The 24,208-nt window shown below is 70.1% G+C and carries 22 protein-coding genes and 3 pseudogenes; 13 read left to right on the top strand and 12 right to left on the bottom strand.

All coding sequences use genetic code 11. The features are described 5' to 3' along the window. Window positions 1-42: 42 nt before the first annotated feature. Both IE260_RS39795 and IE260_RS39800 read right to left on the bottom strand, forming a co-directional pair. On the bottom strand, window positions 43-2,568 hold the full coding sequence (locus tag IE260_RS39795) for an ABC transporter permease (RefSeq protein ID WP_189880822.1): 2,526 nt from the start codon (window positions 2,566-2,568) through the stop codon (window positions 43-45). Next, the gene (locus IE260_RS39800) at window positions 2,565-3,422 is read right to left on the bottom strand and encodes an ABC transporter ATP-binding protein (RefSeq protein ID WP_189880823.1); all 858 of its coding nucleotides are present in this window, start codon (window positions 3,420-3,422) and stop codon (window positions 2,565-2,567) included. Before IE260_RS39800 ends, IE260_RS39795 begins: the two co-directional genes overlap by 4 nt. Window positions 3,423-4,478: 1,056 nt before the next feature. On the opposite strand from IE260_RS39800, the gene IE260_RS39805 reads away from it, so the two are divergent. Both IE260_RS39805 and IE260_RS39810 read left to right on the top strand, forming a co-directional pair. Next, complete coding sequence (locus IE260_RS39805) at window positions 4,479-5,855, top strand: erythromycin esterase family protein (protein WP_189880824.1); 1,377 nt, start codon at window positions 4,479-4,481, stop codon at window positions 5,853-5,855. A 92-nt stretch (window positions 5,856-5,947) separates the two neighbouring features. Continuing rightward, window positions 5,948-6,840 (top strand): IS5 family transposase gene (locus tag IE260_RS39810; protein ID WP_373303470.1). Its coding sequence is split into 2 segments (ribosomal slippage): window positions 5,948-6,344 and window positions 6,344-6,840, totalling 894 coding nucleotides; the frame shifts between segments, so codons are not numbered across the junction. A gap of 314 nt (window positions 6,841-7,154) precedes the next feature. On the opposite strand, the gene IE260_RS39815 is transcribed toward IE260_RS39810, so the two are convergent. Continuing rightward, window positions 7,155-7,730 carry a peptidoglycan-binding domain-containing protein gene (locus IE260_RS39815; RefSeq protein WP_229881799.1) on the bottom strand — a complete coding sequence of 192 codons (576 nt, stop codon included), beginning with the start codon at window positions 7,728-7,730 and terminating at the stop codon, window positions 7,155-7,157. Window positions 7,731-8,214: 484 nt separating this feature from the next. On the opposite strand from IE260_RS39815, the gene IE260_RS39820 reads away from it, so the two are divergent. Further along, window positions 8,215-8,529, top strand: coding sequence for a hypothetical protein (locus IE260_RS39820; protein ID WP_189880825.1), 315 nt, complete (start codon window positions 8,215-8,217; stop codon window positions 8,527-8,529). Between the two features lie 867 nt (window positions 8,530-9,396). Continuing rightward, window positions 9,397-9,783, top strand: coding sequence for a hypothetical protein (locus tag IE260_RS39825; RefSeq protein WP_229881801.1), 387 nt, complete (start codon window positions 9,397-9,399; stop codon window positions 9,781-9,783). 542 nt (window positions 9,784-10,325) lie between these two features. Here IE260_RS39825 and IE260_RS39830 read toward each other — a convergent pair. Then, window positions 10,326-10,475, bottom strand: coding sequence for a hypothetical protein (locus tag IE260_RS39830; RefSeq protein WP_189880826.1), 150 nt, complete (start codon window positions 10,473-10,475; stop codon window positions 10,326-10,328). A 302-nt stretch (window positions 10,476-10,777) separates the two neighbouring features. Between IE260_RS39830 and IE260_RS39835 the strand changes: the two genes are divergently transcribed. Continuing rightward, window positions 10,778-10,960 (top strand): hypothetical protein, encoded by a 183-nt coding sequence (locus IE260_RS39835; RefSeq protein ID WP_189880827.1) that lies wholly within the window; start codon window positions 10,778-10,780, stop codon window positions 10,958-10,960. Window positions 10,961-11,046: 86 nt separating this feature from the next. On the opposite strand, the gene IE260_RS39840 is transcribed toward IE260_RS39835, so the two are convergent. Next, window positions 11,047-11,355, bottom strand: coding sequence for a hypothetical protein (locus IE260_RS39840; RefSeq protein ID WP_229881803.1), 309 nt, complete (start codon window positions 11,353-11,355; stop codon window positions 11,047-11,049). A gap of 138 nt (window positions 11,356-11,493) precedes the next feature. Between IE260_RS39840 and IE260_RS42745 the strand changes: the two are divergent. Next, window positions 11,494-11,793, top strand: a pseudogene (locus IE260_RS42745) (transposase); the annotation flags it as partial. An 18-nt stretch (window positions 11,794-11,811) separates the two neighbouring features. On the opposite strand, the gene IE260_RS39850 reads toward IE260_RS42745, so the two are convergent. Both IE260_RS39850 and IE260_RS39855 read right to left on the bottom strand, forming a co-directional pair. Continuing rightward, window positions 11,812-12,078, bottom strand: coding sequence for a hypothetical protein (locus IE260_RS39850; RefSeq protein ID WP_189880828.1), 267 nt, complete (start codon window positions 12,076-12,078; stop codon window positions 11,812-11,814). A 219-nt stretch (window positions 12,079-12,297) separates the two neighbouring features. Next, window positions 12,298-13,209 (bottom strand): alpha/beta fold hydrolase, encoded by a 912-nt coding sequence (locus IE260_RS39855; protein ID WP_189880829.1) that lies wholly within the window; start codon window positions 13,207-13,209, stop codon window positions 12,298-12,300. A gap of 121 nt (window positions 13,210-13,330) precedes the next feature. Between IE260_RS39855 and IE260_RS39860 the strand changes: the two genes are divergently transcribed. Further along, window positions 13,331-13,990, top strand: a complete 660-nt coding sequence (locus tag IE260_RS39860) for a TetR/AcrR family transcriptional regulator (protein ID WP_189880830.1) — start codon at window positions 13,331-13,333, stop codon at window positions 13,988-13,990. 837 nt (window positions 13,991-14,827) lie between these two features. Here IE260_RS39860 and IE260_RS39865 read toward each other — a convergent pair. Together IE260_RS39865 and IE260_RS39870 are read right to left on the bottom strand one after the other, a co-directional pair. Further along, the gene (locus tag IE260_RS39865; protein WP_229881805.1) at window positions 14,828-16,102 is read right to left on the bottom strand and encodes an ISL3 family transposase; all 1,275 of its coding nucleotides are present in this window, start codon (window positions 16,100-16,102) and stop codon (window positions 14,828-14,830) included. Between the two features lie 318 nt (window positions 16,103-16,420). Then, window positions 16,421-16,714 (bottom strand): hypothetical protein, encoded by a 294-nt coding sequence (locus IE260_RS39870; protein WP_189880832.1) that lies wholly within the window; start codon window positions 16,712-16,714, stop codon window positions 16,421-16,423. Window positions 16,715-16,767: 53 nt separating this feature from the next. Between IE260_RS39870 and IE260_RS39875 the strand changes: the two genes are divergently transcribed. The 4 genes and pseudogenes from IE260_RS39875 to IE260_RS42415 all read left to right on the top strand — a co-directional run. After that, on the top strand, window positions 16,768-17,943 hold the full coding sequence (locus tag IE260_RS39875; protein ID WP_268255034.1) for an amidohydrolase: 1,176 nt from the start codon (window positions 16,768-16,770) through the stop codon (window positions 17,941-17,943). A gap of 193 nt (window positions 17,944-18,136) precedes the next feature. After that, window positions 18,137-18,616 (top strand): annotated as a pseudogene (locus tag IE260_RS43305) (alpha/beta hydrolase); the annotation flags it as partial. A 19-nt stretch (window positions 18,617-18,635) separates the two neighbouring features. Further along, a complete protein-coding gene (locus tag IE260_RS43310) occupies window positions 18,636-18,971 on the top strand; it encodes an alpha/beta hydrolase (RefSeq protein WP_373303471.1) in 336 nt (111 codons plus the stop codon). Window positions 18,972-19,085: 114 nt separating this feature from the next. After that, a pseudogene (locus tag IE260_RS42415) lies at window positions 19,086-19,262 on the top strand (IS3-like element ISMyma3 family transposase); the annotation flags it as partial. A 41-nt stretch (window positions 19,263-19,303) separates the two neighbouring features. Here IE260_RS42415 and IE260_RS39885 read toward each other — a convergent pair. Next, window positions 19,304-20,716 carry an aminopeptidase P family protein gene (locus IE260_RS39885; RefSeq protein ID WP_189880833.1) on the bottom strand — a complete coding sequence of 471 codons (1,413 nt, stop codon included), beginning with the start codon at window positions 20,714-20,716 and terminating at the stop codon, window positions 19,304-19,306. 145 nt (window positions 20,717-20,861) lie between these two features. On the opposite strand from IE260_RS39885, the gene IE260_RS39890 reads away from it, so the two are divergent. Continuing rightward, window positions 20,862-21,845 (top strand): LuxR family transcriptional regulator, encoded by a 984-nt coding sequence (locus IE260_RS39890; protein ID WP_189880834.1) that lies wholly within the window; start codon window positions 20,862-20,864, stop codon window positions 21,843-21,845. A gap of 679 nt (window positions 21,846-22,524) precedes the next feature. Here the strand turns inward: IE260_RS39890 and IE260_RS39895 are convergent. Beyond that, window positions 22,525-22,695 (bottom strand): hypothetical protein, encoded by a 171-nt coding sequence (locus IE260_RS39895; protein WP_189880835.1) that lies wholly within the window; start codon window positions 22,693-22,695, stop codon window positions 22,525-22,527. 181 nt (window positions 22,696-22,876) lie between these two features. Continuing rightward, on the bottom strand, window positions 22,877-23,011 hold the full coding sequence (locus IE260_RS42750; protein ID WP_268255033.1) for a hypothetical protein: 135 nt from the start codon (window positions 23,009-23,011) through the stop codon (window positions 22,877-22,879). 86 nt (window positions 23,012-23,097) lie between these two features. Here IE260_RS42750 and IE260_RS39900 point away from each other — a divergent pair, with 86 nt between their 5' ends. Further along, complete coding sequence (locus IE260_RS39900; protein WP_189880836.1) at window positions 23,098-23,874, top strand: GNAT family N-acetyltransferase; 777 nt, start codon at window positions 23,098-23,100, stop codon at window positions 23,872-23,874. The last annotated feature ends 334 nt before the right edge of the window (window positions 23,875-24,208 follow it).

The raw sequence follows: 24,208 nt of genomic DNA on the forward strand, positions 1-24,208 counted from the left end.
CGGGGTGTCCCCCGGGTAGGCCCCTCCGACGTCCGCACTCTGCTACTGGCGTGCCGTTCCCAGCGTTGCCGGCCGGGTCCGCAGCAGTGCGCGCACCGGCAGGCCCGTCGAGCCGAGGCAGAGCAGCACGGTGCCGACGGCCAGTGGCAGGGCGAGCATCGGCGGCACGTGGGGGGCGGAGCCGGTCACGCCCCGGGCGACGGGTACCAGCGTGAGCCCGGCGATCGACGCGCCGACCGCGAGCCCGGTCACGGCCACCAGCAGCGCCTCCCAGCGCATCATGTGGCGCAGCTGGCGCCGGGTGGTGCCGGCCAGCCGCAGCAGCGCAACCTCGCGGCGCCGGTCGATCACCGTCATGACCAGGGTGTTGGCGGCGCTGACGGCGGCGAACCCGCCGAGCACGGCCGCCATCACGGTGTTGGCCCAGCCGCTGAGTTCCAGGTCCTTGTCCGCCTGGGCGACGAACCCGGCCCGGTCGGTCACGGCTGTCCCGGGCAGCGCGCCCAGGCCGGCGGCCAGGGCCGCGCGGTCGGCGCCCGGCGCGGCGGCGACCAGCACCTGGCTGTCGTAGGCGGCGGTGACGTGCGATGCGACCGCGGCCCGGGGCAGCAGCGCCTGGCCGACGCCGAGCCCTCGCTCGTACACCGCGACCACCGTGGGCCGGACCGCGGTGCCGTCGCCGAGCCACAGCGGCACCCGGTCGCCGACCTTCGCGCCGAGTGCGCCGGACAGGGTTGTGCTCAGCGCGATCGTGTCAGGGGCGCGGCCGAGGTCGGCGAGGGCACCTGTGCGCACGTCGAGGTCGAGCACCTTCGGCAGCCGGGCCGGGTCGCCGCCCACGCCGAGGGCGGGGGCGGAGCTCAGCATGTCGCCGCTCTCGTAGACCACGCCGGTGCGCAGCAGGCCGATGGCGGTGTCCACACCGGGCACCCGGGCGGCCGTCTCCGCGGTTCCGGCGGGCAGGCCGGGGCCGGTGGTGGCGATCACGTGGTCGGCGGTGACGCCGGCCTTGACGTTCTCGCCGGTGGTGTGGCGCACGGTGCTCTGGAGGATCAGCAGGGTGCCGCAGAAGGCGGTGACCAAAACGATGGGGGTGATCGCGGAGGCCAGTCTGCGGGCGTTGGCGCGGGCGTTGTCGGCGGCGAGCGAGCCGGGCGCGCCGCCGGCCCGCAGCGGGGCGCCGAGCAGCGCGGCGGCTGCTGCGGCGAGCCGGGGACCGAGCAGGGCGACGGTCACCATGAAGCACATAACCACGCCGAGTGCGGTCTGGGCGGCTTTCTCCCCGTCCAGGGCGTTGGCAACGACGGCGGCCGTGCAGCCGCCGGCGGCGAAGAGCACGCCGAGGACGGTGCGCACCTTGCCGGGGCGGGGTGCTTCGACGGCGGCGTCGCCGAGTGCCTGGGCGGCCCGCATCCGGGAGGGGCGGCGGGCGGCCAGGAAGCCGGCGGTCAGCGTGGCGAGGGTGCACAGGAGCACGGCGGCGAGCATCGGCAGGGGGCCGATGTCGAGACGGACGTCTGCGGGTACGGCGCCGCGGTCGGCCAGCTGGCCGAACCACCAGCGGGCGAGGGCCAGTCCGGGCAGGATGCCGAGCGCGGCGGCGAGGGGCGCTACCAGCATCGCCTCGGTGGCGATGGTGCGGCGGATCTGGCGTGGGGTGGCGCCGATGGCGCGCAGCAGCGCGAATTCGCGGGCGCGCTGGCCCGTGGCGAGGGCGATGGTGCTCATCACCACGAACACGGCGGTCATGGTGGCGTAGCCGCCGAAGGTGCCGCCGAGGGCCGTCAGCATGCTGCGGGCACTGCTGAGGGCGGGGTGTTCGACGGTGCCCCGGTCGTCCCCGGTGAAGGTCCTGGCGTCGCCGCCGAGGGCCCGGCGGACCTGGGCCGCCAGTTCGGTGGTGGGAACGCCTTCGCGGGGTTGCACCGCGATGGTGTCGATGCGGCCGGGGTGGCCGGAGAGGCGGTCGGCGGTGGTGTCGGCGAACCAGGCGGTGGGGCCGCTCTGCTGGGCGGCGGCCAGACCGGAGATCCGGTAGTGCGCGGTGCCGCCGGGCGCGGTGAGCGCGAGGCTCGCGCCGGGTGCGAGATGGGCAGCACGCGCCGTGTCGGTGTCCAGCACTATCTCGTTCGCGCCGGGTGCGCGGCCCTCGACCAGCTTGTCGCCGGGTCCGGCGATCCCGAGTGCGGCGAAGCCCCGGCCGGTCATGGCCGGTGTCCTCTCCCCGGCGGGCAGCGGGAAGGCCGTGTCGGGGCGGGCCGCCGCGACCGCGGGCAGGGCGGTCAGCCGGCCGACCAGCGCGGCGTCCGTGCGGGCCCGTTCCGGGGTGGCCTGCTCCTGGGTTTCGGTCTCCCCACCGGTCTTGCGCTCAATCTTGACCGCCTGGTCGGCTGTGACCACCACGGGGGCGGCGGCGTACCGTTCGGGCTTCAGGCTCGCGGTCAGGCCGGTCTGCAGCAGCGTGCCGCAGGCCACCACCACGGCGGCGCCCAGCAGCAGGGCGACCAGGGTTCCCACGAAGGACCCGGGCCGGAAGCGCACCGAGGCGCGGGCGAGTCCGTTCGTCATGCCGCCGCTCCCACCGGGTGGGCGGTCAGCGCGATCATCCGGTCCGCGACGGTCTGCGGGGTCGGGTACGGCAGGTCGTCCGCGATCGCGCCGCCGGCCAGGAACAGCACCCGGTCGGCGAAGGAGGCGGCCACCGGGTCGTGGGTCACCATGACCACGGTCGCGCCGAGCGAGTCCACGGCCTGCCGCAGCAGGCCCAATACCTCGTGCGCGGTGGTGGTGTCCAGCGCGCCGGTCGGCTCGTCGGCGAACACCACGTCCGGGTGAGTGATCAGCGCGCGGGCGATCGCCACCCGCTGCTGCTGGCCGCCGGACAGCTGTCCCGGGCGACGCGACGCGTGCTCGCCCAGGCCCACCCGCGTGAGCAGTTCCCGCGCCCTGGCCCGGTCCTGGCGCTTCCCGGCGAGGCGCTGCGGGAGCAGCACGTTCTGCTCGACGCTCAGCGAGGGCAGCAGGTTGAAGGACTGGAAGACGAAGCCGATGCGGGAGCGGCGCAGCTTGGTGAGCCGGTCCTCGCTCAGTGTGGTGATGTCCTCGCCGCCGAGCCGGACCTGTCCCTCGTCCGGGCGGTCCAGGCCCGCCGCGCACTGCAGGAAGGTGGACTTGCCGGAGCCGGAGGGGCCCATGACGGCGGTGAAGCTGCCGCGGGCGAGCGCCAGGTCGATCCCGCGCAGCGCGTGCACCGTCGCCGCGCCGCTTCCGTAAATCCGGCGCACACCCCGCAGTTCGATCGCGGGCTCCGCGGACGGGGCCCCGAGGTGCGGGGCCGAGCCGTACGGGTGCGCGGTGAACGGGGCCGCGGTGTACGGGGCCGTTCCGGGCCCGTCGGTCCTGTGGTCTCGGTGGCGTGCCATGGAGGGGTCTTCCTTCAGTTCTGCGGCGCTCGTTGTCAACGTCCTCAAACCTAGGAAGCACGGGCCGCGCGGACCATGCAGGCCACCGGCGGAACGGAGGTGGGGTTATCCCCCCACTCCCCGGCGGGAAACCGCAGGTGGGAGGTCCGGCGCTTGGCGAGGACGGGTACGCGAAGCCGGACCGTCCACGGCTGCCGACGGTCGCGGTCGGCGTCCGCTTCGCCGCGAACGTGGTGGCGAAGCGGCTGCCGACCGCTGCACGACCCGCAAAGAGCCGCCTGCCGCAGGCTCGTGCAGGGCAAAGAAGGAGAAGCAGCAGGTCGGCAGCCGGGCCCAGTGCGCCGGCGGCGACAGCTGAGAACCCGGTCCTCTTGAACGCGCCCGGCCCGAACACCGGCCACGCCCACCGCCCGACCATGGCGGCCGAGGACGGCCCAGCCGGTCCATGAGGCGGCCACCGCAGCAAAAAGCTGACGACCGACCAGGCACGCTGCATCGGCGTCTCGACGAACCACCGGCGGATGAAGGCCTACCGGCCGGGCCGCCCTTGCGCCGCTGCACCAAGGGCCCTTCTGCGCCGCGTACGGCCGCGCGGTCCCGGAGCCGCTCGAACACCGCCCATCCCTCTTCTCCCACCACCGGCTCGCAGTCCAGCCCCGTTCCCGCTGGCACTGGTCCCGAGCCGCCTGCTCGATCCCGGGGAAGGCCGCCGTGAGGCCAGCGCCGCAGCGCGAGCGCAGTAACACCCGGCCTCCGGGCTGTGCGCCAGGGCCGACTCTGCCGCCGTTCCCCAAACCGCGGTACCTCTCAGAGACAGGCGATTGCGGAGCTCCGGGTGACTTCAGAGAGAAGCCAGCCGGATACGGCGGCCGACGGGGGCCCACCACCAGTCGCCGATAGCCGCTCGACTCCAGCCGGGCGACCTGCTTGACGCCCGTTCACGACCAGGAGCGGGGTCCTACCACCCCGCCCGTCGGCGGGTGAGGCAAACCCCCGGGCCGATCGGGGGGTGCAGCGGATGGTGCGAGGAGCTCCCGGGCGGCGAGGGTTGGGGCCATGATCACAAGCAAGTTCCTGCTCGCCGCTCTGCTTGTCCCGCTCGGTGCCACCCTGGCTGTCGCTCCGGCCGCCGCCTCCGCCGCCGCTCCGCCCGCCGCGTCCGTGGCGTCGGCCTCCCCCGACGCCGTCGCGTTCCGCTCTCCCGAGGCCGCCCTCGACCGGGTGGCGCACCCGCTGCGCACCACCGAACCCCGCGGCAACGTCGCCGACCTGCGCCCGTTCGGCACGATGGTCGGCGACTCCACCGTGGTGGGCGTGGGCGAGGCCACCCACAGCTCGCACGAGTTCGTCACCCTCAAGCACCGGATGCTGCGGTACCTGGTCGAGGAGAAGGGCTTCCGCACCTTCGCCCTCGAAGCCGCCTGGAGCAGCGGACTGCGGATCGACGCCTACCTCACCCGGGGCGAGGGTGACCTGAAGCAGATCATGGACGAGGAGTTCCAGGGCACCTACCGCTGGTGGAACAACGCCGAGTACCGCGACCTGCTCCAGTGGGCGCGCTCCTACAACATCCAGCACCCCGGTGACCCCGTCCGCTTCGTCGGCGACGACAACGGCTTCGCCGGCCCGCAGCTGTACGACAAGGTGAACACGTTCGCGGCCGCGTCCAGCCCCGAACTCGCCGCGCAGATCACCGAGCTGTACCAAGGACTGCGGCCCACCATCAGCGCCGAGACCTACGTCAACGACTACTTCGCGAAGCCGCTCGCCGAGCGCAAGGCGATCGCCGAGCGGGCCGGTCGTGCGGTGGGCCTGCTCAAGCAGCACCCCGGTGCCGACCCCGACGCCCATGCCTGGGCCGTGCAGCACGCCAGCGCGATTCACCAGATGACCACCCTCTACGCCTTCGACTGGGACGACCCCCGGAACATCCCCGGCGCCATGCTCTACCGCGACCGCGTCATGGCGGACAACATCGCCTGGTGGCAGCAGCGCACCGGCAGCAAGATCATGATCTCCGCCCACAACAGCCACACGGCCCTCAAGACCTACGCCCCCGCCAGCCACCCCCGCGTCCAGGGCGAGTTCCTGCGCGAGCAACTGGGCACCGGCTACCTGAGCGTGGGCCTCACCTTCAACCAGGGCACGTTCAACGCCTTCAACCACGACGGCGCCCCGCAGCGCTTCACCGCCGCACCCGCCGCACCCGGCACCGCCGAACACACCCTCGACAAGGTCCGCCACCGCGACTACGTCGTAGACCTGCGCACCGCCCCCACCGCGGCCCGCGCCTGGCTCGCCGAACCCCACACCATCAAGAACATCGGCGCCACCTACCCCGGCATCGCCGACGCCCCCCAGATCCGCCTCACCCAGACCCACGACGTCCTCATCCACCTCCATCAGGTCCAGGCCGCCCACATGCTCAACTAGGACTTGCCTGCCCGATCATGTGACTATCGCCCTACTCGCTCGTTGGTTCGCGCATGGGGCGGGGTGATCTGACAGACGCCGAGTGGGAATAGTTGAGGCCGTTCCTGCCGGTCAGCAACAGGCGTTGTGGCCGGTGGCGGGACCATCGGCAGGTGATCGACGGGATACTGCACCGGGTGCGGACCGGCGTGCAGTGGCGCGACCTTCCCGAGCGGTTCGGACCATGGAAGACGGTCTACGAACGCCACCGGCTGTGGTCCGCCGACGGGACCTGGGATCGCCTGCTTCGGCAGGTCCAGGCTGAAGCGGACGCGACCGGTGAGGTCGACTGGGACATCTCGGTCGACTCCACCATCGTGCGCGCCCACCAGCACGCGGCCGGCGCTCGCACCAATCCGCCACCAGCCCTCTCCTCAAAGGGGGATGGGCCAAGGGAACACCAGGACGAGACGCCGTGGCAGAGCCTCGTCGCCCGGCTGGTGGAGGTGGTGCTGGAGGTGAGGGCCTGGGCCGCTCGCGGGGCGGGTTCACCAGCAAGATCCACCTGAGCGCGGACGGCTGCTGCCGCCGGTTGTCCCTGATCGTCACCCCAGGGCAGAGGGCGGACTGCACCCAGTTCATAGCCGTACTGGAGAAGATCCGAGTCCCGCGGATCGGCCGAGGCAGGCCCCACAAGAAACCCGACAGCCTGGCCGCCGATAGGGCATACAGCAACGGCCCATGCCGCGACTTTCTGCGCAGACGCGGCATCCGGCACACGATTCCGGAGAAGACTGACAGCCAGGCCGCCCGCCTGCGCAAGGGATCACGCGGCGGTCGGCCACCAGGCTTCAACGAGGACCAGTACAAGAAACGCAACACCGTCGAGAGGGCCATCAACAAGCTGAAGAACTCCCGTGCGGTCGCGACCCGTTACGACAAGCGCGGGTACGCCTACCTCGGCACCGTCACTGCGGCAGCCCTCGTCATCTGGCTTCGCACGTGATCGCCCGGACAAGTCCTAGTGGCTCTGTCCCGTAGTGGCCCTAGACGAGGCCCAGGTCCGCCGCCTCTTCCCGGAGGCGACCTGGAACGTTGAGCGGACCGCCAACTCGCCACGGAGTCGAAGGCCTGATGACCACGGCGAGTAGCGCCCCCGGCGCGCAGGCGCCGGGGGCGCCCCGCCCCGACATCCGTCATCGGAACTCACACATCACTCAGGAGACACCGACCACTGTGAAAGGAGAGCCGTCCCTCAGGGGCGAGGGCCCGCCTCCCCACAGGGGAAACGGGCCCTCGTTGCATGTCGGACGGCAGGTGTCAGCTGCAGGTCCGGTAGTTGTACCCGGCGGTTCGCTTGACGCCGTCGCCGTCCCAGAACTGGTAGTTCCCGTTGGCGTCGCGGGTCATGGTGAAGTCCCGGACCGCACCGTTGTAACCCAAGGTGAGGGTCTGACCGGACTGCTCGCTTCCCGAGACGTAGTAGAGCCACGTGCCGGCCTTGGTCCACGTGTTCTTGCCGGCGCTTCCGTCGGCGCCCAGCCCATAGCGCGACTGCCAGTTCGCGGTCGCGGTCTTGGTCTGGGTCCCGAAGTCGCCGTCGATGTCCGCGGTGGACGAGAGGTAGCCGTCCGCCCACAGCACCTTCTGCCACAGGCAGGTGGCGTTGGAGGTTCTGTTCGTGTCGACGTCCACGACGCCCTCGTTGCTCCAGTCGCCCTGCCAGGCGCCTGCCCCGTACACGTAGGCGAGGCCACTGTAGGTCCCGCTCGCCGCGGCCGGCGTGGTGCTCACGGTGAGCAGGGCCGCGGTCAGCACGCCCATGGCGCACACCGCTTGCGTGACCTTCTTCGTGCGTGAGTTCAGTGCCCTGGAAACGCCTCGCGTCCCTCGCATATACGTTCCTCCTGGTTCCGTCGGTCGCATGACTGCGGGTCACAGCCTGCGTCGATCAGACCCGCCACCGCGACCTTTCGTGCGACGATTCGAACAGGTTCGAAACGACGGGCTTCTGAACCAGCAGGGCCGGACCGACTTCATCGGCGTGCCCTTGACGGTCGTCGAGGACGGTCGCGACCCTGGCAGCTCTTTCGCGACATCCGCTCCCTGGGCAACGACCGGTTCGCCGCGTGCACCAAGCACCTTGAAGCAGATCCCCTGCCGCGAGTAGGTGTGCATGTGGGGCCACATGGAGGCCGACAGGCGTACTTCCGCTCAACGCTGCCGCGGTCTGGTTCGACGCCACCATCGACGTTGCTCCGCCTCCCACTCTTCGGACTCCGCCCACGAAACAGCCGCCCTCGAGTTGGGAGGTCCCCAGCGGCCCGGCGGCCCCGGCGTGGCGCGGACGGTTTCGGGTGCGAGCGCCCTGAGGCGGTGCATGACGCAGATCTGGACGCCCGGCGAGGACGCCGCGGAGCACGGGTTCGTCGCCTACCGGGGCCTGTACGTCTCCGGCATTGACGACCCCACCGATGACCGTCTCCACGGCCGGGTTCATCTTCCTTGGCAAGTCAGCGTGTTCATCCAGGGGCTGTCTCAGCGCAACCTGCCGACGCTGATCGCTAGTCCGGCGGCGGGGAACACTGGTACAGCGGCTATCGGTGGGAACGATCATGGTCCGCTCGGCGCGACACCGCCCCTGGCTGGCCGTGGGACCGACCTTGGGCTATCGGCACTGAATGATCGTCGTTAGCCTCCCGCGTTGGAGCGCCCCTCGCCCCGATCCTTACCTCCAGTGCCGCCTCCGCGTCCCGGCAACCACGCTGCAAGACGTGCCCGCCCCGGCGGAGCTTCGATGACGTCACCAGCCCACCCTGTCACCGCTTCGGACCTGGAAAGGAACAGCCGCCCCCAGGTCTGTACCGTCGCAATCCGGTCAGAGCCCGGCGTCACTTCGCCGGAATGTAGCGGCATCCCCGCGGGTCAACAGCCCGCGGAGCGTCTCCCGTGCGCGCTATGAAGTCCAGGGCCTTGCACCCGGCCGGCCGCGTGCAGGTAACCCGGCAACGCCGATTCGCGGTACGGAAGACGCCGTTCCACGAGTGCGGGCAGAAGGGCAGCCCCCGCTCGCTCAACCACAGCCACAACGGCTCCGGCCCCTCCGGCCCCTCAACGAACAACGCGACGCGCTCCTGCCAGGTCAGCAGGTCGAGCGCCCGCTCTCCCCGACCTTCGGGGCCGCAGATGGCGAACCGGCGCGAGTAGTGCCGGATCGTGGTCTCCCGGGAGGCGTGCCCGAGGAGACCTTGCACCATGAACCATGGATCGCCATACAGCAGACGAAAGTCGCGCCGCTCCTCCGGACTGGCTCAGCTACCGACAGAGCGGAAAAGTCGTAGGAGGCGACGCGCCCCTCATGATTGCGGTGCTCCGCCAACAGCCCGTCGAGAACGGCAGGATCCGGGAAAGTTGCACCGTCGGGAGGAAGGACCGCTCTGCGGCCTCGCCCGCTCACGCCCGCTCGCCCGTGGGTGTCAGTGCGGTCTCGATGTCCTGGATCCCGTTTGCCGCCCGCGCAACCTGCATGAACAGGTCGTCCATGTTCATCGCAGGACCGTCCATGGGGGCCGACGCCGCGGTCAACAGCGACTCAAAAGCCGCTTCAACACGCGCATTCAATAGGGAATTCATCATCCTCGGCCACCACCGGTGGTCCGACATCATCGAGGCGGCCGCTGCGTACATGGACCGCGCCCACGGCTGGCGCAGCTTCCCTCTCGCCCCCGGCGACGACCCGTCGGTGCTCATCCACCGCATCCCACGCGCCGTCCATGCCCACGGTGTCTTCCTGCGGCACCCGCATGACGACACCTGGCGCATGGTCTGGGCACCGCCCACCGAACTCGGCGCCGTCCCGATCACCGCTCTGCGTCACCCCGCCGCCCCGGCGACCGCCGCCGACTTCCCCAACCCCGACCACGACGCACTTGCGACCTGGGCGGCCTGACAACTACGACATGTACAGCCAGGCCCGGGCTCCCCACGACCATTCCAGGGAGTCCGGGCCTTCCTCTGTATTGGAACCCCAGCCGGATGAGGACCAGACGAAGCAGCTCGCGCACGGCCTACGCCTTGTCGGGGCGGCGCAGCTCAGCCTCCAGGCGCAGCTCCAAGAGGAAGACGTCGCTGACCAACTGAGAACACAAAGCGGCCCCCACCAGCCGGACTCGGTCCGGATGCGGGGGCCGCTCCTTGCGTTCATCCAGGGTCTGCCCTTGCGGACCGGGGTCCGCTCCTTCGCGCTGCAACGCGGTGATCAGCGTGTCGAACTGACGTGGACACGTCCTATCCAGAACAGCTCCGACGCCCTGATCACACCAGCCACAGCAAGATTGCCTCACCGAGGTGAGCTGAGGTCCCCATCCGCCCGTCGCTGGCCGGGCCACATGTCGCCATACGCAGCATCCATGAACTGGACCTGCGGCGCGCGCAGCTCCGACGCGTCGGCTATCTCTGCGGATATCTCACACAACAGGCATACCGCGACGATCACACATCGTCACCCCCCAACGACACCACGCCGCAAAGGTCAGTAGTCGTCAGCGCATCGTGCTTGTAGCGGCCGGTCACGCGGACGATGCAGCGGTCGCCATCCGCGTCCTCCAAGTGGATCAGGTCCACCGCGCCTGGTTCGGTCATCGCCGGCCTCGCTCTCTTTGGTGCTGATCTGGCGTGTGCATCCTGCCTCATCAGGGTTCGGGCGAACCTCACAGCCCCAGGCGGAGAAACGCCGTCACGTTGCGAAAGCCAGGCCGGTGCCCGAGAGCCAGCTGCCGTCAAGCGCTGGTCAGGCCGGGGTTGCGCGCCTAACCCTTGCAACAAGGACCCTGGTGTCGCCCTGTCCGGGACGCCTCCCGAGACGCAAGGGCTGAGGAGCGTCCGTGCTCCGCCATCCACTGCACGCGGATCCGCCGCGTGCCCGGCCCCTGGGGGAACCGCTCGTGTCCACGCTCGCTCTGCTCGTCGTGCTGCTCCTGGTCCTTGTCGGCCTGCTTTTCCTCGGGGCTCTGGGCTACCTCGCCCACCGACGCCCGGCGCTCGCCCGGCCGTTGACGGTGGTCCTGACCGGCGCCGGGGTCCTGGTCGCCCTCGTCGTCGGCGTCGCTCAGGCCGGGCCACGGTGACGGGTGTCGGCTACCCGGCGCAGGGCCTCTGACCTGCAGTGGTCGGGCCCATGGTCGGGGCGCCGCACAGGCTCGGGGCCGGTTGGTTACGGGTGTCGGGAGTGCATCCAGCCGACCTTATGGACGGGTCGCCAGACGGGTGCGGCTGGGCCGTGTCGGAGCAGGTCGGTCAGTGGTGCCGCGAGGACGGGGACCTCGCGTAGGAAGCCGGCCAGCGCGATGTCGCGTGCGGCCGCGCCCAGGGCGTGGATGCGGGTTTCGATGCCGGCGGGGCTGGTGCCGTCCAGGATGAACAGCAGCCGCGGGAACAGCGGGTAGCGGCGCCGCCAGTCCTCCCTCGGCGTTTCCTGGATGGCCGACCGGTGCCGCGCGCCGAGGGGGGCGCGGGCACCCACTGGTCCAGGCGAGCGTAACGGCACACTGGACCATCCCCGCGGGTGCGGGGAGCAGACGCGCGGCAGGTTCGAGTTCACGCCCAAGCAGGGTCCGTCCATCCCCGCGTGGTTATGCCCATGAGAACGGGTTTCGCGCACTGTCCTGAACTGGACGCGCTCACCCGCCACGTCCGCGCGTTCGGGAGGATGCTCACCGAACTCCAAGGCGACCGGCTCCCGCAGTGGATCGAAGCGGTCCGCGCCGACGACCTGCCGAGTCTCCACGCCTTCGCCAACGGCCTGGAACGAGACCTTGCCGCGGTCACCGCCGGGTTGGTCCTGCCTTGGAGTTCGGGCGTCGTCGAGGGCCACGTCAACCGGATCAAGATGCTGAAGCGACAGATGTATGGACGCGCCGGCTTTGCGCTCCTGAGGAAGCGAGTTCTCCTCGCGTCCTGAACCTGAGCCGATTGGCAGCTACTCCACGAGACCGAAGCCGTCCGGGAACGCTTCCAGGAATTCACGGCGGCCGGGATCGGTCTCGGCCTCCGTCATTGCCTCGATCACCTGCTGGAACTCTTCACGCTGGGAGTCCGACAGGCGATCCACCACCGCGGCGACACCCTCCAGTGCCTTCACCGCATCGTCCTGATCCATGTGATCATCGTCCGCGCTCTCGACGAACCAGGCGAGGTCCACAAGCGCCTCCGCCAGTGCGCGGGTCAGCGACGGGTACTGCGACATGGACGATCCCCCGAAGGTGATGGCTGCAGAACTCTCCGCGCAGCCAATCACATGCGGCTGACAACACTCACTGTCACCTCGCCACAGAAGTTGGACCAGAACCCGAGTTGACGGCACCATGGGACTTGACAAGCGGCGACCATAGGCCCGGGAACTTGGCGCTCACGCCGGGTGTCGGGAATCAGGCCCGCGCCCTTGCCCCCTCGGCTTCGACGGCCGTCAGCCGAGGGCTTCCATGAAACTCAGCATCCGACTGTTGATCTGCGCCGCATGGTCGATCTGGGGTCCGTGGCCGGTGCCGGAGATGATTTCGGCGCGTGATCCAGGGACCAGGCGGGGGATGCGCTCCACCTGCCGCTGTGGGTGCACGAGGAGGCTGCGCTTGCCGAGCACCAGATAGAGGGGGGTGCGGATGGTGCGCAGTTCGTCCTCGGACAGGGGGAGTGGAGCAGGGCGGCGGATGCGGTAGGCGCGGACGCCCGATCTGATCATTGTGCGCAGCTCTGGCACGATGAGGACCGGCTGCTCCAGCCAGGCGGCCAGGCGGCGGCGTAGCGTCTTGGGCGTGAAGGTTGCGAAGAGGCCGGCGAAGAGCCAGGCGAAGAAGCGCAGGCCCACCTTCTCCAGCCCGCCGGGGTCGAGCAGCGTGACCGAGGTGAGGGGGCCGGGCCTACGGTGCGCCTGATTGAGGGCGAGCCAGCCGCCGTACGAGGAGCCGATGAGGTGCACGCGGTCGAGGCCGAGCCCTGTCAGCGTCTCGTCCAGCCACTGTGCGGCACGCTCGGGCTGGTGGATGGGCTCGCGCTGCACGCTGCGCCCAGGGTCCCCCGGGGTGTCAATGGCATAAACGGGGCGGTCGGCGCTGAGCGCGGCCGTGTTCGGATACCACATGGCGGAGCAACTGCCCGCGCCATGCAGCAGGACGACGGGTATGCGGGCCTCGGCGGCGGGATCTGCGGGGCTGTACCGGTAGACGTGCGTGGTGCCGAAGGTGGTCTCCACATCCAACTCCGCGTCGGCGGGCGCACCCAGGGCGTAGACCGCGTCGCAGGCTGCGAAGTAGCGGTCGCGCAATTCATCGCTTACGTAGCGGCCGACATCGGTCCGAGCGCGGGTCGTGGTCTGGGGCACGGGCCACCTCCGAGAGCATCCATCTTTGTGGTACGACGGTATCACGTTGATGGTACGGCTGTACCATGATGGTGGGCGGTGAGGCCCGGAGCGATGGAACCGATGAGCGGAGACGCGGCCGATGCCGAAGCGCGTAGACCACGAAGAACGGCGCACTCAGATCGCCGAGGCGCTCGTCCGGGTGGCTGGGCGATGCGGCCTGCACGCTGTGGGGATGCGCGACGTGGCGGCTGAGGCAGGCGTGTCACTGCGGCTGGTGCAGTACTACTTTCAGAGCAAGGAGAAGCTGCTCCACTACGGACTGCAGCACCTGGCCGAGCGGTTCGGCGAACGAGCCGCCGCCCGGGTTCGGGCCGCCGGGGACGATCCGGAGCCGCGCGTGATGGTCGAGGCTGTACTGAAGGCATCGCTGCCGACCGACGAAGAAGGCCGCACCTTCCATCTCGTCTACACCTCGTACGCCGTTCTGTCCGTGACCGACCAGGCACTCGCAGCTCAATCCTTCATCGACAAGCCCGTCGCCGCCGAGGACGCCGTGACTGGGCTGCTCCAGAAGGCACAGGAAGCGCATCTCACACGGCCCGGCATGGACGCGCGACTGGAAGCGATCAGCCTGCTCGCCATGGCCGCAGGACTCGGCACGAGCATCCTCGTCGGCCAGCGCAGCGCGGAGTCCGCTGCAGCGGTGCTGGACCATCACCTGAACCGGATCTTCAGGGGCAACGGGCATGACAAAGCGTTGTCCACGACACCGCGTTCAGCGCCAGGTCCAGCGCACTAATCCGATCACCGACCCATCCCCGTCGCCGACGTCGCTCGCGCCTGGCCTCCAACAGCGCCAACAGCGACACCGGCCCGACTCCTGACCCTTCAACACGTGTACCGCGAGCAAACCACCCAGCAAAGTCAGCTAGTGATCATCATCCCGGGATGTTCTCAGGCCGGCCCTTGATTGTCGGTGCCACAGAGGTGGGAACGACGTCATTTCTCGGTTCTGGCACAGATCTTGGGGAGCCGTCGCGGAGAGTCATCGTGGCGTTCGATGATGGGCTCCACACCTACTGTTCTGCTTCACTGAACTTTGACGGTGCTGGCGTCCAGGGCGTGGACCTGTGCTGGGTCGAGGTGGAGTTCGTACGCGGTGTGACACTCGCTGATCTCTGTTCCTACCGCAGCGCCACATGGGCACAGCCGGTTCGGGCCGCTCTGTCCATGCCAGCCGCAGCAGCCCGTGTGGTCTCCCTCAAGGTCGGGCAGCAAGTTAGGTGCGTCGTCGGGATGGAGGACGATCGTGTTTCGGGGACCTGCGGAAGTCAGGAACCCCTCTCCGTCCGGATCGCCGACACAAGGCCCGCCGGGAAACACTGCGACGGGTTCGTCGGTCGGTAGGAACGGGGCTCCCCAAGGCTCGGGCTCCAGGGCATAGAGCCCCGCATGCATCGTGGCCGGGGCTCGGCGATACCTGTCGGGTCCGATTCGCCCGTCGAACTCTGGCCTGACCAGGGTTTCGGACAGCTGCACAACCCTGGTCAGAGGGCGGGCGCAGGCGGCACACACAAAAGTGATCACACGAAGTTCTAGCCCGCCGAAGCCCCATCGGCAAGAGCCTGCTTCCGGGCTACTGCAGCAGGATCATCTTCCGAAGAAGGTAGAAGCCGGCTCGTCCGTAGAGCTGTTGTCGTACCGTCGGCGGCCGCGGCGGTGCTGCGGAGGGAGCCCCGCGCAAGGTCGCGATGTGCGCGCGGACCATGCCATAGGTGACGGGAGCCTGCTCGGCGACCAGCTCGCCGTGGAGCCGGGTGACGCTGGTGCATCCCTCGGCGAATCGGCGTTCCAGGTAGGGCTTGTAGGGGTCCAGCCTGCTGCTTCGGGGCCGGTTCTCACGGATGGTGTCCTGCCAGCGTGCGGCGTTCGCGTACCGGAGGACGGTGTTCAGGCCCCAGCCCAGGTGCCGGGCGATCGCCCGGCGTGAGTGGCCCTGGGCGAGCATCTCGTGGACCAGGGCGTGTGCGGCCTTCTTGCGCTCAGCCCGCCGGCCCACGGGCGCCTCGTCGTTCTGCGGCCGATCGGAAGCCGGTCGGGTGTCCTGCGGCAGCAGGCCGCTGGGCGTCGGGTTGCGCAGGCAGTCGCGGTGGGCGGCGACGCAGGTCTCCACGGCCCGGCCGAGGCCCTGCCACAGATGGAACCGGTCCGCGACCTGCAGAGCGCCGGGGGCACCGCGCCGGGCGCCTTCGGCGTAGGCGCCGGCCCGGTCCCGGCAGATGATCTCCACGCCGGGATGGTGGACCAGCCAGGCGGCCAGCGGGCCGGCTTCACGGGTCGGAAGCACATCGACCACGCGACGATCTTGGACGCTGGTCAAGATGGTGGAGTAGGTCTGGCCGCGACGGATCGCGAAGTCGTCCACGCCCAGCACCCGCGGCGTGCTGAACCGCGGATCGGGCAATGCCATGACCCTGCGTAACAAGGTCATCCGTCCCGCCCCGAAGCCCAGCTGGGCCGCCAGCCGAGCGCCGGCCCGCCCGGCCAGGGCGAGCCCCACCCGCTCCAGAGCGTGGTTGAGCCGCGTGGTGAACCGTGCGTGCGGGGCGGCCAGCCGGGCGAACGGCTCGGCGAACGTCCGGCGCGGGCAGTCCTCCGACCCGCAGATGAAGCGTCGGACCGTCAGCCGGATCACAAAGCCCTGGTCAGCCAGAGGAAGGTCCCTCAGCCTGCGCTGGTAACGGTCATGGACTTGGCCCGAGAATCGGCCGCAGCCCGGACACGTCGCCCCGGCCGTGCGGCCTCTCGCCACCACCTCGACCGTGCCGAACGCGGCCGCAACCGCCTCGACCTCCACATCGTCGATCCCGTCGAACACCAGCGACTTCCAGAACGGTGCGTCGGTCTGCATGACCAGCACCATCGCCGTCCACAGCCGGCCAGAGCAGCGAACGTGCTATACCTGAGGGAGCGTCACCTGCGGCTGTCAGACGCCAAGGCGTACGCCGTCTCGCACGAGCCAGTCCCTCGCAATCGAACACCGAGGTAACGCTCCGCGACGGTTCCCCAAGATCTGTGCCAGAACCTGCTAGAGATCAACGAAGCCAGGGTGGCTATTGGACGAGATCGAACCGCAGGCCGCTCAGTGGGGCATCCCTGTGGTGGGAGACGCGACACTGACCGCGTCGCGGGCCCGTAGCTGACTGCGGGCCCGCACTACGGGTAGAGATCAGCCAGCCCGGCCACCGCGCCGCCGTGTCCACCAGGACAGTCGCGGCGCGGTGGCCGCGTTGACGGCCCGGCCGAACGCCTGCAGTGCGGCCTCCAGGCGCGCGGTTTCCTCCACGTCCGACAGGGCGTTCAGCAGCTGCTCGGCGGCGGTGACGACGTCCGGGTCGGAGCAGCGCATGAGCGGGGCGGCGGCGGTGGCGGCCCGGGTGAGCGGCTCCCGCACGGCGGCCACGGTCTGCTTGCTCGCCACCCGCTCCCGGCTCAGCAGCTCGGCTGCGCGCCCGAAGCCCACAAGCCCGCTCTGTACGTCCGTTCCGCCGGCGATGCGGGCGCGGGCACCCCGAACTGTCCTTCCAGGAGGTCCGCACCGCCGCCGTCGTCGCCACCCGCCTGCGCGAGCAGGGCTGGGAGGTGACCGAGCACGTCGGCGGTACCGGCGTCGTAGGCGTCCTCGCCAACGGCGACGGCCCGGTCGTCCTGCTGCGCGCCGACATGGACGCCCTGCCCGTCGAGGAGAAGACCGGCCTGCCGTACGCCTCCACCGCGAAGGGCATCGACCGTGACGGCAACGAGGTCCCGGTCATGCACGCCTGCGGCCACGACATGCACGTCACCTGCCTGCTCGGCGCCACCGCGCAGCTCGCCGCCCGCCCGGAACACTGGCGCGGCACCGTCGTCGCGGTCTTCCAGCCCGCCGAGGAAGTCGGCGGGGCGGGGAAGATGATCGAGGACGGCTTCCTGGACCGCTTCCCGCGCGCAGATGTCTGCCTCGCCCAGCACGTGATGCCGATCCCCGTGGGCTACGCCGTCACCCGGCCAGGACCGCTGATGTCCGCCTCGGACAGTCTGCGGGTGCGCCTGTACGGGCGCGGCGGGCATGGCTCCGCCCCGGAACAGACCGTGGATCCGGTCGTGCTGGCCGCCGCGATCGTGCTGCGCCTGCAGACAGTGGTCTCCCGCGAGGTCGGCGGGACGCAGACCGCCGTGGTCACGGTCGGCTCGATCCACAGCGGTACGAAGGAGAACATCATCCCCGAAACCGCCGACCTGCTGATCAACATCCGTAGCACCACACCGGCGGTGCGTGACCGGGTCCTTGCCGCGGTCGAGCGCATCATCCGGGCCGAGGCGGTCGCGTCCGACGCCCCGAAGGAGCCGGAGATCACGCCCCTGCACTCGTTCCCCGTCACGTACAACGACCAGCAAGCCACCGCCGCCGTCAGCGCAGCCCTCGGCACTGTCCTCGGCGCGGACGGGGTGGTCACCCTGGCCCAGCCCCTGACCGGCAGCGAGGACTTCGGTGTCTTCGGTACCGCCCTCGGCGTCCCTTCCGTCATGTGGCACTTCGGTGGAGCCGACCCCGCCCTCTACGAGGGCATCAGGCTCGACGACCTGGAGGAGAGCGGCCTGCCCCCCACCATCCCCACCAACCACTCGCCCCACTACGCGCCGGTGCCCGACCCGACCATCCAGGCCGGCGTCCAGGCTCTGCTGGCGGCCGCCGCGCACTGGCTGCGGTAGGCGCTCAGCGCGATGGCCAAGGCCCGGCCTCCGGGGTGCACGCGACCGCGGCCGTGTGATCACGCACCCTCAGCGGCCGGGCCCGGCGCGTCGGCGCTCGACAACCGGACATGCGATCAGAGGAGTCACCCACATGACGAGCTGGCAGACACGGAGTCTGGCCCTGATGTTGCGGACGCTCCGCAAACCGCGGATGGCTACCGCCGAACGTGCCCGCCGCCGCATCCGTGCGCCGAAGGCGGACCACACGCCCCCGGCGTCACTGGGCCGTCGGCACAGAGTCGAAGAACGCAGAGTCGGCGCCTTCACCACCTACACGGTCGCTCCGCGCCCGGAGGCGGCAACCGGAAGGGCGGTGCTGTACTGGCATGGCGGCGCGTACATCAGTGAGATCGTCAGCCAGCACTGGGCGTTCGTCGGCGAACTGGCCGACGACGGCCACCACCTCGAAGTACCCCTGTACGGGCTCGCACCGCACCACACGTACCGCGAGGCGTTCGACTTCGGTCAGGCCGTGTACCGTCGGCTGCTCACCGCCTTCGAACCGGCTGTCGTCACGTTCGCGGGCGACTCCGCCGGGGGTGGACTCGCCCTTGCGCTGGCTCAGACGCTTCCCGAGGCGAAGCTGCCCATGCCGGGGCGGCTCGTGCTGATCTCGCCCTGGCTCGACCTGACTCTGTCACACCCCGGCGATCCCTGCCCTCGAGGACCACGACCCCTGGCTGACGCGGACAGGGCTGCTCGAAGCCGGCCGCGCGTGGGCCGACGGCGACGACCTCAGTATCCCACGGCTGAGCCCCGTCAACGGGCCGCTGTACGGACTCCCCAGCCTCGATATTCACACCGGCACCCGCGACATCCTTCACCCCGACGCCCTCACCCTGCACCAGCGAGCGACCGCCGCGGGCGTGGAGAGCTCCGTGCACATCGTCAGCGGGGCTCTCCACGTTCATCCCCTGCTCCCTGTACCCGAGGGCCGCGCGGCCCGCACTCACATCCGCCGCGCTCTGCACCGAGGGCGCGGTTGATGCGGTGGTCGTAACGCTGGGGCGTGGTTTGACGATCCGTGAGTGGTTAGTTGGTGTGTCGGGTTGAGGCGCTCCGGATCTGATGGAGGCTCGATTACCTGAGAGGATCGAGTCATGGCCCGTCCGTCCCCCTACCCTGCCGAGCTTCGTGAGCGTGCGGTGCGCATGGTCGCGGAGGTCCGTCCCAATTACCCAACTGGGTGGGCCGCGACGAAGGCGGTCGCCGTGAAGCTGGGCATCGGTTCCGCCGAGACGGTGCGGACGTGGATCCGCAAGGCCGAGAGACAGGCTCGCCGGACGGCGACCCTGCCTTGGGCCGGTTCTCGATGTGCTCAGCCCGCGAACCGCGCCATCCACGCCTCGACCTCGTCCGCAGACCGCGGGAGGCTCGCCGACAGATTCTCGTGACCCTCGGCGGTGACAAGCAAGTCGTCCTCGATGCGTACGCCGATGCCGCGCCACTCCTGAGGCACGGTCAGGTCGTCCGGCTGGAAGTACAGGCCGGGCTCGACGGTAAGCACCATGCCCGGCTCCAGTACGCCGTCGACGTACTCCTCGGTCCGGGCCTGCGCGCAGTCGTGGACGTCCAGGCCGAGCATGTGACCGGTACCGGCCATCGTGAAACGGCGTTGGAGGCCCAGCCCGTACGCGCGGTCGGCAGGCCCTTCGATGAAACCCCACTCGACCAGCCGCGCCGCCAGGGAACGCTGGGCCGCCTCATGAAAATCCCGATACGCGGCGCCCGGCTTGACGGCCGCCATGCCCGCCTCCTGGGCCTCGTACACCGCGTCGTAGACCCTGCGCTGGACGGGGGTGAAGGTGCCGCCGATCGGCAGAGTGCGCGTGACGTCGGCGGTGTACAGGGTGCGCGACTCCACGCCCGCGTCGAGCAGGAGCAGCTCCCCGGGGCGCACCGGTCCGTCGTTGTCGGTCCAGTGCATGATCGTGGCGTGCTCGCCCGCGGCGCAGATCGTGCCGTAGCCGACGGCGTTGCCCTCAAGACGGGCGCGACGGAAGAAGGTGCCCTCGATCCACCGCTCGGACGACGCGATCGCCCGCGACAGTTCACTGACGACGTCCGTGAACCCGCGCACCGTGGAGTCCACGGCTGAGCGGATCTCCTTGATCTCCCACTCGTCCTTCACGACGCGCAGATCGCTGAGGGCCTCTTCCAGCTCCGCGTCGTGCTCCGCCTCGGTGACGACGGCGGCCTCCAGAGACGGGTCTACACCGCGGACGATGCGGGTCGGTGTGCCGGAGACGGCTGCCAGCTCGCGGGCCGCCGTGCGGACGTCCCGGCACGGCAGGCCGAGCACGCGTTCCGCCTCGGCGAGGGAGCGGCGCCGTCCCATCCACAACTCTGCTGTGGCACCGGTCCAGAACTCGTTGTTGTCCCTGCTGTCCCGAGGGAGTTGGTAGCAGTAGGCGTCGTGGCCGCCGTCCGCACGGGGTTCGAGGACGAGGGCACCGTCCCGGGCCTGGTCGCCGGTCATGTGCACGTAGCCCGAGTACGGCCGGAACGGGTAGGTGTCGTCGTTCGAACGGACCTTGAGGTTCCCCGAAGGAATCACGAGCCGTTCACCCGGGAAGCGCGCGGACAGCGCGGCCCGGCGCGCGGCCGCGTACGGGGCCTGCTCCCCGAGCGTCAGCTCGCGCCTCTCGGTGTCCGCCCACCCCGTCCGCATGAACGCGGACAGTTCCTCGGAGATCCCTGAGTACAAACCGTTCTTGCGGCCTTTCGCCACTGCGTCCGCCTTCCTGGGAGTCGAGCGCCGCCACGTGCCGACGGCTCGGCGACGTTATCCCGCGGTGCCCACGTATGGTGCCCAGTGGTGCCACTGGCACAGATCCGCCACGCCTGGCCAGCCACGGCCGTTGATAATGCGGCTCATGACGAACGCGAATCTCGGCGATGCACTGCGGCTCCTGGGCATCGGTCAGGCGGCGGCCCGGGTCTACCTCACCCTGCTGGAGCTGGCTCCCGCGCCGCTGAGCGAGATCGCCGCCGCGGCCGGTCTGGACAGCCCGGGCCTGGCCACGGCGTACGACGAGCTCGTCGACGCCGGCCTGGCCGGTGCCGCTGAGAGGGACGAGGACGTGGTGGCGCCGATGGCTCCGGCGGCCGGCCTCGAGGTCCTCGCCCGGCGCCGTGCGGCCGAGGTCGAGAAGTCCCGCATCACGGTCGCGGGCGCCTTCGAGTCGTTCCGGCGCCAGCGGCTCGCGCCCCACAACGACCACCTCGTCGAGATCGTCACCGGCGACGCCATCGGCCCCAGGATGCGCCACGCCTGGGCCAGCGCCCGCCACCAGATCCGGCAGTTCGAGTCACCCCCCTACTTCCCTGTGGCCAGTGCCACCGACGACGCACTGGCCACGCTGGCCCGCGGGGTCACGCAACGCGTCGTGTATTCCCGCGAGTCGCTGGAACGCCCGGACTACCTCGAACAAGTCATCGAACCGTGCATCAACGCCGGTGAGCAGGCCAGAGTGCTGCCGTCCGTCCCTGTCAAACTCCTGATCATCGACGAGGCGTTCGCTCTGGTCTCACTGTCGATCAAAGAGGTCGACGTGCACAACACCATGCTGGTCGTACAGCCGTGCGGTCTGCTCTCCGCCCTCATCGCGCTGTTCGAGCAGTCGTGGCCGCACGCTCTGCCCTTCCACGGCGGCACGACCCGCCCAGGCGGTCTGCCTCCCGCCGACCGCCGTCTGCTGTGGCTTCTGGCCGGCGGCACGAACGATGACGTCATCGCCCGCGAGCTGGGAATCAGCCGCCGCACGCTGTTCCGCCGCCTGCAGGTCCTGATGGCCCGGCTGGGCGCCGCGAACCGCTTCCAGCTGGCCCTGCAGGCCCAGCGCAACGGATGGTTGTGACGGCCGGCCCTCGCCCGAGCCCGCACGGACAATCGCGCGCTGCGGATCGTCGTGCCCCATCCGGCGCCGCGCAGCGAGACTGGCACTCGCTCCCTCACATCTTCGGCCTGGACTCCCCCGGGGCGGGAGCAGCCGGGCAGCGCGCCCCTCGCCACCGCACGGGATGTGACAGGGGCCGGTGGCGGGCGATGGCGGACGTCGAAGCGGCGGCGGTGAGTGAATGGCGCCGGCTGTACTGACCCAGTGCCGGATGGCGACCACCGAGCAGACGCACCTCATCCTCAACCCCAAGGTGCGTATCGAGCGGGCCTTCCGCCGGCGGCCAAGCTGCGTGTCGAGGGCCTGGTCGACCGGATCACACTGCCCATACTGGGAGGCTGCGGGTGTGGTTCCCCACCCAAAACGGCCTGCAGGTCACCTCGCGCACGGCGGAATGCTGCTCCCACCGGCCACGGCTGCTTTACGGTGATCACCGGGATCATGGGTGACGGTGGAGTCCACCGTGAAGAAGGCTTCCTCGACTGGCAGCACATCCCACGGTAGGGCGCGGCTGTCACGCTAGGCTGGGGCACGCCACAGGCCGATGGGGATGGGGCGCACCGCCCGGCCCTCGTCGTCCAGAATCCAGCCCATCCGTTTGAAGTTCGCCAGCGTGAGCGACCGGTCGACCAATGTGATCTCAGGGAACCCCGACCAGGTACTCCTCCAGCCGCCGGCTGTCCGGCACCGACCGCACCCAGCCGTTGACCACCAGGTTGTGCGCCGAGGAGATCGAGGCGCACATCCGCACCGCCGGCACCCCGGACAGCGCGGAGCCCACTCTCGCCAACGCGGCCGAAGGGACGTTCATCCGGTAGGTGACGAATACTGGGTAGCTGGACCGTAGTACGCGATCTCGCACCGCGGCACCAGCACGCCGGTGCGCAGCAGCCGCGAGGTGCGCCGCCGTGCGGTGGACTCGATCGCCGCAGGTGGACCGTCGGGCGGGCAGGTGTTTCACGAGCGACCACCATGAAACGCCGTCCGGGTGGTCAGCGGCGGTCACTGTTGAGGCCGCCGAGGACCGCGCCGACCGGACGGGCAGCGCGGTGAGGTTCGAGTTCGGTGGCGAGGCCGGACACCAAGGCAGCGCAGCGGCCGGACTCGACCGTGGTGGCGATGTCCATAGCGGCGGCGGTTTCGGCGGCGGCTCCCCTTCCAGGTGGGCGGATATCCGCTTGGTGAGCCCTATCGCCTGTGCTGGAATGCGCGGATGGACACTCCTGAAGTACTCGCCCTCTTCGACCGTCAGATGCGGCGGGATACCCTCGCGGACGCGCCCGGCGCCCGGATCGAGCGGGTCGGCAAGGTGGTGCGGCAGGTCGGCGTCGAGGGCGGCTGGAGCGCGGTCGTCTGGTCCGGCCTGGATCAGGCCACAGCGCGGTCGGCGATCGCCGAGCAGGTGCGGTACTTCACCGCGCTGGGCCGCGAGTTCGAGTGGAAGCACTACTCGCACGACCAGCCGGAGAATCTCGGCGAGCTGCTGCTGGCGGCCGGGTTCGAGGCTGAGCCCGACGAGGCCCTGATGATCGCCCGGATCGCCGACCTGCCCGATGGCGGCGGACTGCCCGAGGGTGTCCGGCTGCACCCGGTGACCACCCCGGCGGACGTAGAACTGATGCTGTCTGCGCACGAGAGGGCATTCGAGACGACTGCGGACTGGCTGCGGCCGCGCCTGCTCGACATGCTGGCCAATGGCCCGGGGACGGTCAGCATGGTCGTCGCGATGGCCGGCGACATGCCGGTCTGCGGGGCGCGGTTGGAATTACACCCGGGCACCGAGTTCGCCAGCCTCTGGGGCGGCGGCACCGTACCCGCCTGGCGCGGCCGGGGGATCTACCGGGCGCTGGTTGCGCACCGCGCCAAGACCGCCGCCGAGCACGGCTACCGCTACTTGCAGGTGGACGCCTCCGATCAGAGCCGCCCGATCCTGCAACGGCTCGGCTTCGCCGCTCTGAGTACCACGACCCCGTACGTGTACAAGCCGTAGCCGGCACGGCCTGCTCAACGCTTCTCGCTCGCAGGCTGGAGCACTTCGGCCGGGCCGGGGTAAGGAACTCTTTTGGCCTGGAGGGCGGCAAAGTCGGCGTGAGCTTGCTCGACGACCTCGGGATAGACCTGGGCCGTAGACGCCGCCCGCGGGGCCGGATCCTTGCGAGCGGTCCACGGCGCACCCGCCCGGCGATACCGTGGTGGCCCAGGTCAGTTACGCCACCCGTGCAGGCCCCGATGAGCGACCAGCCGGCCCTAGTACTGCAACGGTGCTTGCCGTGACTGCTGACCAGGTCGGTCGTTGGTGTGGTTATGGGTGGGGACCTTGCTGA

The sequence above is a fragment of the Streptomyces viridiviolaceus genome, from assembly GCF_014650995.1.
Classification (GTDB): Bacteria; Actinomycetota; Actinomycetes; order Streptomycetales; family Streptomycetaceae; genus Streptomyces; species Streptomyces viridiviolaceus.

Excerpts from the sequence above, each read along its gene's own strand:
- IE260_RS39795 (WP_189880822.1), bottom strand. The coding sequence starts at position 2,568 with ATGACGAACGGACTCGCCCGCGCCTCGGTGCGCTTCCGGCCCGGGTCC.
- IE260_RS39800 (WP_189880823.1), bottom strand. The coding sequence starts at position 3,422 with ATGGCACGCCACCGAGACCACAGGACCGACGGGCCCGGAACGGCCCCG.
- IE260_RS39805 (WP_189880824.1), top strand. The coding sequence starts at position 4,479 with ATGATCACAAGCAAGTTCCTGCTCGCCGCTCTGCTTGTCCCGCTCGGT.
- IE260_RS39815 (WP_229881799.1), bottom strand. The coding sequence starts at position 7,730 with ATGCGAGGGACGCGAGGCGTTTCCAGGGCACTGAACTCACGCACGAAG.
- IE260_RS39820 (WP_189880825.1), top strand. The coding sequence starts at position 8,215 with ATGACGCAGATCTGGACGCCCGGCGAGGACGCCGCGGAGCACGGGTTC.
- IE260_RS39825 (WP_229881801.1), top strand. The coding sequence starts at position 9,397 with ATGGGGGCCGACGCCGCGGTCAACAGCGACTCAAAAGCCGCTTCAACA.
- IE260_RS39830 (WP_189880826.1), bottom strand. The coding sequence starts at position 10,475 with ATGACCGAACCAGGCGCGGTGGACCTGATCCACTTGGAGGACGCGGAT.
- IE260_RS39850 (WP_189880828.1), bottom strand. The coding sequence starts at position 12,078 with ATGTCGCAGTACCCGTCGCTGACCCGCGCACTGGCGGAGGCGCTTGTG.
- IE260_RS39860 (WP_189880830.1), top strand. The coding sequence starts at position 13,331 with ATGCCGAAGCGCGTAGACCACGAAGAACGGCGCACTCAGATCGCCGAG.
- IE260_RS39865 (WP_229881805.1), bottom strand. The coding sequence starts at position 16,102 with ATGCAGACCGACGCACCGTTCTGGAAGTCGCTGGTGTTCGACGGGATC.
- IE260_RS39890 (WP_189880834.1), top strand. The coding sequence starts at position 20,862 with ATGACGAACGCGAATCTCGGCGATGCACTGCGGCTCCTGGGCATCGGT.
- IE260_RS39895 (WP_189880835.1), bottom strand. The coding sequence starts at position 22,695 with ATGAACGTCCCTTCGGCCGCGTTGGCGAGAGTGGGCTCCGCGCTGTCC.
- IE260_RS42750 (WP_268255033.1), bottom strand. The coding sequence starts at position 23,011 with ATGGACATCGCCACCACGGTCGAGTCCGGCCGCTGCGCTGCCTTGGTG.
- IE260_RS39900 (WP_189880836.1), top strand. The coding sequence starts at position 23,098 with ATGGACACTCCTGAAGTACTCGCCCTCTTCGACCGTCAGATGCGGCGG.